We start from the raw sequence: 12999 nt of genomic DNA on the forward strand, positions 1-12999 counted from the left end.
AGATACACCGGTATGGCTGATTCTATAGGGAAATATTAGGTTAGCTATTAGTCAAGGGAATCTATAAGCTTTTGGTCAAAGGGTTTTTTAAGCGCAGTAGCTTCTTCTACATTTTCGTTCGGGATAGTTATGGAAAGTACATAATGAGCAATTTTCCAGCCCTCTTCAGTTTTTTTAAGCACGCCAGAGCCACGGCAAATTCCCATTTGGGTTGCCAACAATTCATCAAACCACGCAATATCACTATTTTCTTCGGTATAAATATTTCGCTCTAAAGTCTTAAAATTCCAGGCTTTTCCGCGGTCAAAATACGGTTTAGAAAACGCTCTAAAATCTTTGTTTTGCCAGTTTTCGGTAGGATCGGTGCCTATAAAAACTCCGTCTTCGGTCATTAAACTAAAATACTCCTCGAAATTGGCTTCTGAAGCAGCTTTATGCCATTGCGTTAGTACTTGATCTATGTTGGATTTATCCTCTGCAGAAATTGTTATACTGAAAAGTAAAAAAATAAAGATTGCGATTTTTTTCATCCTGAATATTTATATAATTCAAGATAGTAAATTTTCATAAACCTGGTAGTGAAAACTTACTGTGCAGAAATAGAATCGGAAGTTGTAGAAATAGTGTCTCTTTCTGCTTTAAACTCATCCAGTTCTTCTTCAAAATCTTCCAGGGTTTTCAGGAAAAGCTCATTAAGCTGAATTTTAAAATTATTGAATTCTACAGGAATTTCACCTGCAACCTCGGTAATTGCATCGGCATCTAATTGCCGGCGGTGAGAAAGTTGGTCTAAAACCTTTGCTTTAGTAGCCAGAACATTGGCACGTGCCCTTACCGCATTAGAACTCAAAGAATCGGGAATACTTGAGGCAAGTGATTCCATTACCTGCGAGATAGGCTTAGAACTTTCTATGGTTTGCCGCAGGTTATAATTTTTTAATTGGTCGACTTCATTTTGTGCAGCAATATAAGACAACCATTGTATGACTTGCTCTCTAGCTTCGGGAAGTAAAACCACTTCCTGATTAGTGGTTTTTATAGGCTGTTGAAGGGCTATTGAATCTAGTTGAGTACTGGAAATGTCTTTATTTGATGATTTTTCACCACAAGACCAAAGAAAAATAAATGATATAAAAACCAGTTTTTTCATAGAAATACAAAGTTAGTCTAAAATATTTCGGTTTTCATAAAATTCCTGCTGTGAAAGCTAAAGAGATAAAAGATTTCTAACAAAGAGAAAGGTTTCGGGCGTTTCGTTGCGAATACTTCTGCGTAAATAAATATATTTGCGGAAAAATCAATATTATGGCCGGTAAAATTTTAATTATTGGAGCTTGCGGACAAATTGGAACCGAATTAACGTTGAAATTACGCGATATCTACGGAAATGATCAGGTGGTTGCAAGCGATATAAGAGAAGGAAGCGAAGAGCTTATGAGTTCTGGCCCGTTTGAAGCAGCTGATGCAACTGATGAAGCTAGAATAGAAGCTTTAATAGACCAATATAATATTAGCGAAGTTTACCTGATGGCCGCAATGTTAAGCGCTACAGCAGAGAAGGCCCCAATGAAAGCCTGGAACCTTAATATGGATTCGCTTTTTCATATTTTGAATTTCACTAAGGATAAAAAGATTAAAAAAGTTTTCTGGCCTTCGAGCATTGCGGTTTTTGGTCCTACCACTCCTAAAAACGATACCCCACAAACTACTATCATGGAACCTTCAACGGTTTATGGAATTAGTAAACAAACCGGGGAAAGGTGGTGTGAATATTTTCACGATAAATACGGGGTAGATGTAAGAAGCTTACGTTATCCAGGCATTATAAGTTATAAAACTCTTCCCGGTGGCGGAACAACAGATTACGCGATTGAAATTTTTCACGAAGCACTTAAGAATAAAGCCTACACTTCATTTTTAGCTGAAAATACCGGTCTGCCAATGATGTATATGGACGATGCGATTAAAGCTACTATAAATATTATGGAAGCTCCTTCAGAAAAAATAAAGGTGCGGTCTTCTTATAATCTTTCGGCTTTGAGTTTTACACCAAAAGTTCTTTCTGAAGCTATTCAGAAGGAAATTCCTGAATTCAAGATTTCCTACGAACCAGATTTTAGACAAAAAATAGCCGATTCATGGCCATCGAGTATAGATGATTCTGAAGCTAGAAAAGACTGGCAATGGAAGCACGATTTTGATATGCAAAGCCTGGTTAAAGAAATGCTTGCCGGAGTTTCTGAACAACTGAAAACTGCGAAATAACTCGATAATCGAGTCTTGATATAGCTCCGTTAACTTGCTATCAGGCAGTTTATTTCTTCTTTTTCTTCATTTTATTAAGCCAGATTATGGTTCCGGTAATTGGTAAACTGGTTGCGATTATACAGGCTAAAAAATATAGGATTTTTGAAAAAGTACCGAATATTTCGCCTGTGTGAATTGGCTTTATTAATGAAGCTACCTGGACGTTTGCCGGTTTTTCTGAAAAAAGTTCTTTTTTAAGAATTTTCCCGTCTCTATCTATCACTAACATATCGTAAGTATTGGGTGACCAGTTGCCAGATTCATATTTTCTAATGGAAAAAATACCATTTTCGTCCTGCGGAAATGAAATTGAAGTCTCCCCGGGATAATCTAGGTTTTGATTAGAAATATTAATAATTTCTGCAAGTTCCAGGGTTTTAGATTCTGCCTTGGTTTCTGAAGCAATTTTCGGTCCGCCGCGGCCACCAAAAACCTGGGTTCCCAGAACCTGACTGCCGAGGTCTTTATACCAATCAAACGACCAGAATAGCCCGGTTAGCGTCATTACAATTAATAATAAGCAGGAATAGAAACCAAGGGTATTATGCAAATCGTGATTAATCCTTTTCCAGTTAGCAGACCATTTAATTTTAAAGCCCGGTTTTAAGGTTTTCCACCTTATTTTTTTCTTCGGAAACCAAAGTACAACTCCGCTTATAGATAAAAATAGAAAGATAATGGTTGCAATACCTACAATAGGCCTCCCAATAGCAGAATCGAATAGCAACCAACGGTGCATTCTAAACATCGTAAAGAAAAATTCATCTGCAGGATTTTCACCTAGCTGTTGGTAATCGCCGGTATATTGATTTATATAAAAAGTGGTGCCGCGTCTATCTTCAGGAGAAATTTTCACCTTGAATTCATAAGCTTTATTGTGATCTTCAGGTAACGTAAGACCTGTAACCGCACCTTCTTTTTCAAGGTTTTGCTGTAGAGTTTCAATAGCAATTAGTTCACCTTGTTTCGGGCTTACTTTTAATTCTTCAGTAAAAAGTGATTTTATTTCGGTTTGGAAGGTGAGAATGGTTCCGCTTAGGCAAACTAAGAATAGGATAATTCCGCTGCCCAGGCCCAACCATAAATGCAGATCGTTAAGTAATTTTCTAAACGTATATTTTTTCTTTTTTTGCTTCTTCTTTGACATGGCTTCTTGTATAAAACTTAAAATAAGACTGACCGGAAATAGAATTTCCGGCCAGCCCTTTTGGCAAATTTAAATATTTTTTAGGTGCTTAAAATGCTCCTATAAAGTGGCTTCCTTCAACATTTACCAGTTCTGCTCCTTTAGTTACCTCACCGGTTTGCGTATCTATTACATAAATATTTCCGTTTTCTCCTACGGGAGCTTCGGTTACATAAACTTCATCTCCATCTACCACAAATCCCTGGTATTGGAATAGGTAGAAATCTTCGCTATAGGGAATTTCGTTTATTTTTTGTGCAGTTTTTGCTTCTAAATCTACCAGGGCGAAATATCCCTGGGCTCCAGCTACACCTTCAGCAGAACCTGCGTGACGATAAGCTACAACGGCTTTTCCGCTTGCGGTAGGTCTCCAGGCAAGAATATAGGCATCTTCCACTCCTAATGCTTCGTCTAAATTAAATACGTATGAATCATCATACTGGTTATTAGCACCTATTTTTAAGATATGGGAACCGTTTGGATCTCCCTGGTTTGCCTGGTAAACACTTCCGTTTACCAAAAATGCATTAATACTTCGGTAACCGTTGGTATTTCCCTTTCCTACTTCAGAAGTAATAATTGTTGGATTCTCTAAAGAAGGATAGTCTAAGACAATAGTTTTAGAATTTAAGACTTCTCCATTTCTATCTGTTTCTCCGGTTTCTGGGTTTACTTTACTTATACGTGCGCCAATGTATAATTTATCTCCGGTAGCATTTAAGGTTGGCATATCAATCCTGCCAATGTAATATCCCTGAGCTTCCAGTTCTTCGCTTAGCGAAAGACTCGATTCCTGGAATTCTTTTATTGCTGAATTTTGTAAATCTAAAGTAACAATACCCATAGTGGCTTCGGTACGAATATAAGTATCGTCTGAAGTATCATCCGGGGTGTCATTATCATCAAACTGGTTTTCGGTATCCACATATACAGCAGCTCCTGTTTGGTCTCCGTCAAATAGCTTGATCCATCTTGGTGCAGAACCTACATAAGGTGCAATGCTAATTTCGCTTCCGGTTTGTTCAAAATCCTGTCCGCCATTGACGTTGTACTTTGTGTAATTACCACCGGTATCGCCGGCATAACTAATATTAAATATAGTGCTGCCGTCTTCAGAAGATTGCAACCTTGCCGTTCTGTTAGAAGGTACTATAAATCCGTTATCAAAAGGTTCTATATAAACCGATGGATCTTTGGCATCTTCACTACTTATAGAGTAGATTAGTGTGCCGCCATTACCATCTCCAGGGTTTTCTCCCATTCTGGCTGCGGCAACTGTAATCCATCTACCGTCTTCATTTTCAACTGGTTCCTGGCCCGGGTCTATAGGAGAGTCATCGCTACTACAAGAAGCCAGTAAGCCTGTTGCCATTGCAATACTTGCCAAAGTTTTAATGCTGAAAAAATTACGTTTCATATTATGATCTTTTATAATTGGTTAAAATTTATTGATTGAATAATTTAATTTTAGGTAAAAGGCCCTTCCCGGTTTCTGCACCGATAAATTGTCGTAAACAGGTTTGTCAAGGATGTTTTTTACGTCAAAACTCATTACAAAATTTTGATTGGGGAAGATGTAACTAAGTCCAAGATCTTGCACTAATTGCTGAGGTACTTTAAAGAAATTGTCTCCTACCGTGTTAGATCCCTGCGGAACCAGATATGAAAATTCATCGGTAAAGTACATGGTGTAAAATAGATTTAGCCGGGAGTTTTTCTGAATTAAATTTTTAATTGAATAGCGTAAGTTTCCATTCATGGTAAAAAATGGAGTATTGGGAACGTCTATTTCTACGCCCCGGTTTTCAATTTTTAAATCGAATCGCGATATATTAAAATTAAGTCCGAAATTATTATTATAGGTATAACCCAACTGTGCGTCTATACCTTTTGAAGTACCGCTACCCTGGTTTACGTAGACGATTAATTCTTCATCAACATTTAGGGAAGTCTCTATAGGTAAACCAATTCTATCTTTAATATTTCTGGTAAAAAGATTTGTTGAAGCATTAAATTGATGCTTCTTAAAGTTAAATGTGCCTAGTTTAACTCCTAAATTATAATTGTTACTTTGTTCGGGATTAATACTGGCGTTGGCTACCACATTGTCACCATCGTTACCAAAAATCTCGGTTTCGTTTGGCAATCGCACAGCTTTTTCAGCCGAAGCCAATATGGTGATGCTAGGGCTAAGCTCGTAAGAAGCGGCAAAACCATAGCCTTCATATTTTTTATTACTGCTTATAACATCATCTACAATTTGCCTGCTTCCGTCTTGATTTGTCTGAATTTCAGGATCTACACTTATGCTTTTCTGTTGATAATATTTCCCGAATACATTGATTTTTAACCTGTCGTTAAAAGCATTTAATTCATAGGTTATCGAAAGTATGTTTTTGTGTAAATCTCTTGTTCCTACAAAGGTGTTTTCTAATACAGATTGTAGTTCGTCACTATCTTCTCTATCAATTCCGCTATATACATGGTTTGCCAATATTTTATGGTTATCATTAATAGCATAAGCTGCACCTGTTCTTATGGATGCTACATTTCGTTTAATTTTTGCAAGCGTAGGTTCGCCTTCTTGCTGTGAGCCCCAGGTATATTTGTATTCGTTTCCTCTAAAATCTACCGCTCTTTCGCCTTTCCAGCTATAAGCCCAGGGCACCGTATCATTCACCTGGCGATTTCGCTTTCCGTAGTATCCAATTACATTAATATCTAATCCCGGGGTAAATAAATCTTCTTTTTGATAAGTTAAATTGGCAAGAGTTGCATTAGATTCCAGGAATCTTCCTTCGTATGGCATGATGGTCATAAATGCGCCGTGTTGCACTTCTTTGTAGTCATCAGAACCTGTAAAACCTACAAAAAACTGGTCGGCCCATTTTATATCGGTATATCCTAATTGCACCGTACCTCCGGTAGATCTGTAGGCGTCGTTAAAGCGTTTTGCGGTAATAGGAGTTTGTTGGCCACCTAAACCGGTTACTACAATACTTCGGCCTGAAACTTCATAATTATTATCAGAATAGTTATGAAATGCAGAGGCTTTTACGGTAAAACCAGAATTATTAAATCTGTACAGTCCATTAACATTGGCCTGAAAAGTATTGAATGAGCCATACGAAACAGAGGCATTAATATTTTCACTCGACTGTTTATTAAGTACGATATTTATAGCACCACCCAGGGCATCGTCGGCTAAATGACCGGGAACAACTCCTTTATAGACTTCAATTCGCTCGATCATTGAAGGCGGAATACTGTTTAAGTTATAGGAGGAACCAAATGTGGAAATTGGAATTCCATCTATAAAAATACGTACAGCACTTCCCGATAAACCATTCAGACTGTATTCTGCACGAGAGCCTAAACCACCATTTTGCCGAATTTTTACTCCAACCGTAGTATTTAGTAATTCATTGGTCTGAATGTTTCTAATACTGGCTTCTTCTGTTTCAACAACATTAAGTGCAAAACCTTTTTTCTCCATTTTGGTTTTGAAAGATTCTGTTCTTAAATGTACCTCATCTAATTCGTTCCCTGAGGTATTTATTCTAATATTATGTTCTAGATTTTTTTTATTTACCGCTATTTGATGGTGTGCTATGAAGTCACCATTACGAATTTCGAGTAGAAAAACTCCTGGTTCTAATTTCTTTAATTGGTAATTTCCTTCGGAATCTGACTGTGTGCTTTGACTCTGATTTAGATTAGAGGCCGTAATAATTGCGTGCTTAATTGCTTCCCCATTTTGATTTTCAATTATTCCCGAAATATTGAAGCTTTTAGTCTCCTTTTGCTGTGCACTTAAAGTAGACACGATTGCCGATAGCAACAGTAACACAAAGCTTATCCTAAATTTCGTAATCACAATTATTATTTATTATTCTTATTTAAACTAATTTTAAATAACTTGCGACAAATTTATATTTTGAAGTTCTAAGCCTGTTTCGGTTTTGGTAATAAAAATTACGGAAAACGTATTATGTATATTGAGTCTAAATTAGAGGAGATTGATGAAGCCTTATTTTCTGTAGATCCATCAGAAGTAAGAGACCCAAATATTTTGCAAGAAAAAATAGCAGGGCCAACTTATTCATGGCTTAAGGCAAAGACAAAAATTCAGTTTACAAAGGGATTATTCATTGTAGATACTTATTTTGAAAATGACAGGGATCTAACGGATATTTTTAGCATTAGCGGGGAGTATATTCAAATTTCTTATTTGGGGAAAGGAGATTCACACCTTATGTGTGCTAAAGAAAGTAAACCCGTAGGAATAGGATGTGTTAATTGCTGTTATAATCGTAATACAATTACTACCATAAAAATGCCTGCCAATAGCCCCACTCATTACCAGGCACTTTTTCTTTCAAAAGAATATTATTTACAACTATTAAAGGATGAAGCCTGGGTTGCTAATAATTCTTTCTATAAGAATATAATGGAAGGAGAATTTTTAGAATGGGGAACTTGCAAATATCCAATAGATTATAATTTATATCATATTTTTAATGAAGTAACCAGAGGGGATTGGAAAAGAGATTTTAAGAAATACTATCTGGATCTTAGGCTTAAGGAAATATTCCTGTCTTTGCATTTATGCCAGGAGGAATTGGAAAGAGCTACGTTTAAAGGGATAAATGATGAAAATCTGGAAAAGATTAAAACAGCTCACGCTTATTTAATAGAGCATTTTAAAAATCCACCGACCATTAAAGAGTTAGCAAGGATAGTGCTTTTAAATGAACTTCAGCTGAAGAGAGATTTTAAAAAAATGTATGGGAAAACAATTAGAAGTTTTATTATAGAACTTCGAATGGAGAAAGCTAAAAGTTTATTGGGAAAACATACGGTGAGTGAAATGGCTGAAATCTTAGGCTATAGAAGCGTGCCGCACTTTATAAATACTTTTAAAAAATGTTATGGCTATACGCCAAAGCAAGGTTTAAACCAGTAGATATTAGTCATAAAAAAGCCGCTATAAATAGCGGCTTTAAAGTTCTTGAAATAGGATAATATATATTATTCTATAACGCGTACTTCAGCAGCGTTAACTCCTTTTCTTCCTTCTACTTCAACGTACTCAACTTTATCACCTTCGTTCAAGCTCTCGCCATCTAAACCAGTAATGTGTACGAAAATGTCTCTTCCTGTTTCGTCGTTGGTAATGAATCCGTATCCTTTTGATTCATTGAAAAATTTAACTGTACCTTCCATTGTAATAATAAAATAAATAATTAATAAAGGACAAAGTTAGTACAATATTATTGAAGACAATGCAAGAATATTAATTTTCTTTTGAAAGTATTCTAAAACAGGGACTTAATCAATGCCTTTGTCTCGCATCTTATCCATGTTTTCTTTAGTGAGAGTGTAGTCTTTAAGGCGTTTTCCTTTCCATCTTACGTAGAGGAAAATAGGCATTAAAATAAATGCGCTGACCAAAACAGCAAGCCCAATTATCTGGTCTCCCAGTAAAACATCTTCAAAAGTGCGGTAATAAAATCCGACTCCAATGGCAATTAGTATTAATATTCCTAAGATCTTTAAAATGGTATTCATAGCATTAAACAGTTACTTCTATTAGTTTTTGACGGTAAGCGGTGAGTAGTTTAGATTTTGAAATAAAACCTACATATTTTCCATCTTCTACCACCGGTAGGTTCCAGGCATTCGTTTCCTGAAATTTTCTCATGGTGTCTTTTGGTCTGTCTTTTCGCAAATCTATGGTTGCAGGTGCTCTTTGCATTATATCACTCACTTTTACATCATCATACATTTTTTGGTCGAACATTATAGGGCGGATGTCATCTAAAAGAATGATTCCTAAAAAGTTACGATTTTCATCTATAACAGGAAAAAGATTCCTTGAAGATTTTATCACGCCTACGTGGATAACATCGCCAAGATTCATATCAATATTCAGAGTGATAAAATTTTTCTCTATTATCTGCTGAATATTTAATAGGGTTAAAACGGCCTGGTCTTTATTATGGGTTAGCAAATCGCCACGTTGCGCCAGTTCCATAGTATAAACTGAATGCGGCTGAAACTGGTTGGTGATCATATAAGAAATTGCAGCGGTAATCATTAAAGGGACAAAAAGTTCGTAGCCACCGGTAAGTTCTGCTATAAGGAAAATTGCAGTAAGCGGCGCGTGTAAAACTCCCGCCATCAAACCAGCCATACCCACCATGGTAAAACTACTTACCGAAATAGGATTCCTTAAAATCCCCAGGTTATTTACTACTAGTGCAAAACAGTGTCCCATGGCACTTCCCATAAATAAAACCGGGGCAAAAATACCACCTATACCACCCGCTCCAAAAGTAAGTGAAGTAGCGAAAATCTTAAAAATCACAAGGCCTGTGAGCAGAATAACTACAATCCAGATATTATCGAGGTAATCGTTAAAGAAATTAGTTCCCAGCGCTTGCAAATAATCTTCTGCCAGAAGGTTGTTTATTACATTGTAACCTTCACCGTAAAGCGGCGGGATTAAGTAAATAAGAATTCCAAGGCCCAAACCTCCAATCAAAAGTCTATAAAATAGCGAATCTATTTTTTTAAAAGCATCGCCAATTTTAAAATAAATATGGGTGAAGTACATAGAGCAACCTGCGGCAAGAACTCCCAGGATAATGTAAAACGGTACTTCAGAAATCGTGAAATTATCCTGAAGTTGAACAGGTAAAATAATATCAGAGCCAAAGAAAAAGTAGGAGGTGAGAATCGCTGAAACCGAAGCTATAAGCAACGGCACCATGGAGATTAAAGTAAGGTCTAAACTAAAAACTTCAATAGCAAATATGATCGCAGCTATAGGTGCTTTGAAAATAGAAGACATAGCTCCGGCAGCCGCACATCCAATTAATAAAGTGCGAGAGCTTTGGTTCATCTTAAAAAACCGGGAAATATTAGAACCCAGGGAAGCACCAGTGGCTACCGTTGGGCCCTCCAATCCCACCGAACCTCCAAATCCTACAGTTAAAGGTGCCGTGATAATTGAGGCGTACATTTGGAAGGAACGCATAATTCCTTTTCGGCGTGAAATAGCATAAAGCGTAGAAGGAATTCCGTGCCCAATCTTTTTCTTAAAAACTAATTTTATGATGAGTAGGGTGAGACTCAAGCCAATTAGCGGGAAAATAAAATAAAATGCGTGGTGGTAATTAATTATAAGGCTGCCTTCCAGTAAACGTTGTATAAAGTGGGTGAGGTTCTTTATCACTACGGCACCCAAACCCGCGGTAAAGCCTATTATAGCACTTAATATCATCAAGAATTGTTGATGACTTAAGTGCCTATTGCTCCACTTAGAAAAACGGATTAGCAGTTTTGTACCTTTATTCCCCACTCAAAAAATTTTTAAATGAAGATAAAAAAATCCCGATGTGAAACCGGGATTTTTTATCAATTATAATTTTGCTCGATAATCGAGATTTGTATGCTCCGGCTTCTTGCCCTGAATTCATAGAATCATTTTTCATGAATGTCTTTTGAGCCTTCTTTTTGGTTGTCTATTTGAAGATGAAGCTCTTTTAATTGGGCTTCATCAAGTTTTGCAGGTGCATCTATCATGACATCCCTACCATTATTGTTTTTTGGAAAAGCAATAAAATCTCTAATGCTTTCCTGGCCGCCAAGAATGGCAACGAGGCGGTCAAACCCAAATGCAAGTCCGCCGTGTGGTGGCGCACCATATTGGAAGGCATCCATTAAAAAGCCGAATTGTGCTTTAGCTTCTTCTGGAGTGAAACCAAGATAATCGAACATTTTAGACTGGGTTTCTTTATCGTGAATTCTTATAGAACCACCGCCAATTTCGTTACCGTTTAAAACCAGATCGTAAGCGTTGGCGCGAACTTCTCCGGGCTTAGACTCCAGTAGTGCAAAATCTTCCTTTTTAGGTGAAGTAAACGGGTGGTGCATCGCGTGAAAACGTTGAGTGTCTTCATCCCATTCTAATAATGGGAAATCTACCACCCAAAGTGGTGCGAATTCATCGGCTTTTCTTAGTCCCAGTTCATTACCCAAATGCATTCTTAATGCGCTTAATTGAGTTCTTGTTTTGTTAGCATCACCAGCCATCACTAAAATAAGATCTCCGGGTTTCGCTGAGGTAGCTTCAGCCCAGGTTTTTAGATCTTCTTCGGAATAAAATTTATCTACTGAAGATTTTAGAGTTCCATCTTCATTATATTTTGCCCATACTAGTCCGTTGGCGCCAACTTGTGGTCTTTTAACCCAGGATATTAATTTGTCTATTTCTTTTCTAGTGAAAGAAGCTGCTCCCGGAACCGCTATCCCCACAACTAATTCCTGCTGATCGAAAACATTGAAGCCTTTATTTTTGGCCAAATCGTTTAATTCGGCAAACTCCATCCCAAAACGAATATCGGGTTTGTCGTTTCCGTATTTTTTCATCGCTTCAGCGTAGGTCATTCTTGGGAAGTCTGCTACTTCTACACCGTTGATCTCCTTTAATAAATGACGGGTTAAACCTTCAAAAATATTCAGAATATCCTCTTGCTCCACAAAAGCCATTTCGCAGTCAATTTGGGTAAATTCCGGCTGCCTGTCGGCTCTAAGGTCTTCATCCCTAAAACATTTTACGATCTGGAAATATTTATCCATTCCGCCCACCATAAGCAATTGCTTAAAGGTTTGTGGGGATTGCGGCAAGGCGTAAAATTGACCTTCGTTCATTCTACTGGGCACCACAAAATCGCGTGCACCTTCAGGAGTAGACTTTATTAAATAAGGGGTTTCCACTTCAATAAAATCCTGGTTAGAAAGATAATTTCTTACTTCCATTCCTACCTTGTGGCGAAATTTCAGCTTGTTTTTTACCGGATTTCTTCTAATATCAAGATAGCGATATTTCATTCTAAGATCTTCGCCACCATCTGTTTCATCTTCAATAGTGAAAGGAGGCGTAAGCGAGGTATTTAGAATAGTAACTTCGGTCACCAAAACCTCAATCTCACCGGTTGGAATATTTGTATTTTTAGATTCCCGCTCAATTACTTTTCCGCTAACCTGAATAACAAATTCGCGTCCAAGTTTTTGAGCTTTCTCCATAAGTTCGGTTGAAGAGCGCTCTTCATCAAAAATAAGTTGGGTGATACCGTAACGATCACGTAAATCTACCCAAACCATAAATCCTTTGTCTCTTATTTTTTGAACCCAACCAGAAAGTTTTACTTCCTGGCCAATTGAAGCTGCATTTAATTCCCCGCAGGTATGACTTCTATACATAATATTCCTGAAATTTTAAGTAGCGCAAAAGTAAGAAGTTCAATTGGGTTTCGCGATAAGATAAGCTTAGAAAATATATGCTAAGTAAGATTTAAATACTCATAGTTTCCCAGGTAAATTCCCGATATGCTCTTTTCCAACGTGAATAAGATTTTCTGAGAAATATTGCTTTTGTTAAGCTGAAACATGGGGTTTAGTTGTCTGTTTACCAGTTTTTTATTGTTTCAATGTTAATT

Annotated in this window: 11 protein-coding genes; 2 read left to right on the forward strand and 9 right to left on the reverse strand. The window is 37.1% G+C overall.

Features of this window, described 5'->3' with window-relative positions; all coding sequences use genetic code 11:
• Window positions 1-47: 47 nt before the first annotated feature.
• Window positions 48-530: a nuclear transport factor 2 family protein gene (locus tag APB85_RS06630; RefSeq protein WP_057482546.1), complete on the reverse strand. Its 483-nt coding sequence runs from the start codon at window positions 528-530 to the stop codon at window positions 48-50.
• Window positions 531-586: 56 nt separating this feature from the next.
• A complete protein-coding gene (locus APB85_RS06635) occupies window positions 587-1150 on the reverse strand; it encodes a hypothetical protein (RefSeq protein WP_057482547.1) in 564 nt (187 codons plus the stop codon).
• A 155-nt stretch (window positions 1151-1305) separates the two neighbouring features.
• Here APB85_RS06635 and APB85_RS06640 point away from each other — a divergent pair, with 155 nt between their 5' ends.
• Window positions 1306-2265: an NAD-dependent epimerase/dehydratase family protein gene (locus APB85_RS06640; protein ID WP_057482548.1), complete on the forward strand. Its 960-nt coding sequence runs from the start codon at window positions 1306-1308 to the stop codon at window positions 2263-2265.
• 49 nt (window positions 2266-2314) lie between these two features.
• On the opposite strand, the gene APB85_RS06645 is transcribed toward APB85_RS06640, so the two are convergent.
• From APB85_RS06645 to APB85_RS06655, 3 genes are all read right to left on the reverse strand, one after another.
• Entirely contained in the window at window positions 2315-3454 is a 1140-nt protein-coding gene (locus APB85_RS06645) for a PepSY-associated TM helix domain-containing protein (RefSeq protein ID WP_057482549.1), read from the reverse strand.
• 88 nt (window positions 3455-3542) lie between these two features.
• On the reverse strand, window positions 3543-4910 hold the full coding sequence (locus APB85_RS06650; protein ID WP_057482550.1) for a hypothetical protein: 1368 nt from the start codon (window positions 4908-4910) through the stop codon (window positions 3543-3545).
• Window positions 4911-4931: 21 nt separating this feature from the next.
• On the reverse strand, window positions 4932-7370 hold the full coding sequence (locus APB85_RS06655) for a TonB-dependent receptor (RefSeq protein ID WP_229792203.1): 2439 nt from the start codon (window positions 7368-7370) through the stop codon (window positions 4932-4934).
• A gap of 114 nt (window positions 7371-7484) precedes the next feature.
• Between APB85_RS06655 and APB85_RS06660 the strand changes: the two genes are divergently transcribed.
• On the forward strand, window positions 7485-8459 hold the full coding sequence (locus APB85_RS06660) for a helix-turn-helix transcriptional regulator (RefSeq protein WP_057482552.1): 975 nt from the start codon (window positions 7485-7487) through the stop codon (window positions 8457-8459).
• A gap of 65 nt (window positions 8460-8524) precedes the next feature.
• Here APB85_RS06660 and APB85_RS06665 read toward each other — a convergent pair whose 3' ends face one another.
• The 4 genes from APB85_RS06665 to aspS all read right to left on the reverse strand — a co-directional run bounded on the left by APB85_RS06665 (window position 8525) and on the right by aspS (window position 12763).
• Window positions 8525-8719, reverse strand: coding sequence for a cold-shock protein (locus APB85_RS06665; RefSeq protein ID WP_037318850.1), 195 nt, complete (start codon window positions 8717-8719; stop codon window positions 8525-8527).
• Window positions 8720-8824: 105 nt separating this feature from the next.
• Window positions 8825-9064, reverse strand: a complete 240-nt coding sequence (locus APB85_RS06670) for a hypothetical protein (protein WP_057482553.1) — start codon at window positions 9062-9064, stop codon at window positions 8825-8827.
• Between the two features lie 4 nt (window positions 9065-9068).
• The gene (locus APB85_RS06675) at window positions 9069-10781 is read right to left on the reverse strand and encodes a chloride channel protein (RefSeq protein WP_083482220.1); all 1713 of its coding nucleotides are present in this window, start codon (window positions 10779-10781) and stop codon (window positions 9069-9071) included.
• A gap of 200 nt (window positions 10782-10981) precedes the next feature.
• Window positions 10982-12763 (reverse strand): aspartate--tRNA ligase, encoded by a 1782-nt coding sequence (gene aspS / locus APB85_RS06680; protein ID WP_057482555.1) that lies wholly within the window; start codon window positions 12761-12763, stop codon window positions 10982-10984.
• Window positions 12764-12999 lie beyond the last annotated feature (236 nt).

Source organism: Salegentibacter mishustinae (genome assembly GCF_002900095.1).
Classification (GTDB): Bacteria; Bacteroidota; Bacteroidia; order Flavobacteriales; family Flavobacteriaceae; genus Salegentibacter; species Salegentibacter mishustinae.

Coding starts and splice junctions, on each gene's coding strand:
- APB85_RS06630 (WP_057482546.1), bottom strand. CDS start 530: ATGAAAAAAATCGCAATCTTTATTTTTTTACTTTTCAGTATAACAATT.
- APB85_RS06635 (WP_057482547.1), bottom strand. CDS start 1,150: ATGAAAAAACTGGTTTTTATATCATTTATTTTTCTTTGGTCTTGTGGT.
- APB85_RS06640 (WP_057482548.1), top strand. CDS start 1,306: ATGGCCGGTAAAATTTTAATTATTGGAGCTTGCGGACAAATTGGAACC.
- APB85_RS06645 (WP_057482549.1), bottom strand. CDS start 3,454: ATGTCAAAGAAGAAGCAAAAAAAGAAAAAATATACGTTTAGAAAATTA.
- APB85_RS06650 (WP_057482550.1), bottom strand. CDS start 4,910: ATGAAACGTAATTTTTTCAGCATTAAAACTTTGGCAAGTATTGCAATG.
- APB85_RS06660 (WP_057482552.1), top strand. CDS start 7,485: ATGTATATTGAGTCTAAATTAGAGGAGATTGATGAAGCCTTATTTTCT.
- APB85_RS06665 (WP_037318850.1), bottom strand. CDS start 8,719: ATGGAAGGTACAGTTAAATTTTTCAATGAATCAAAAGGATACGGATTC.
- APB85_RS06670 (WP_057482553.1), bottom strand. CDS start 9,064: ATGAATACCATTTTAAAGATCTTAGGAATATTAATACTAATTGCCATT.
- APB85_RS06675 (WP_083482220.1), bottom strand. CDS start 10,781: ATGATATTAAGTGCTATAATAGGCTTTACCGCGGGTTTGGGTGCCGTA.
- aspS (WP_057482555.1), bottom strand. CDS start 12,763: ATGTATAGAAGTCATACCTGCGGGGAATTAAATGCAGCTTCAATTGGC.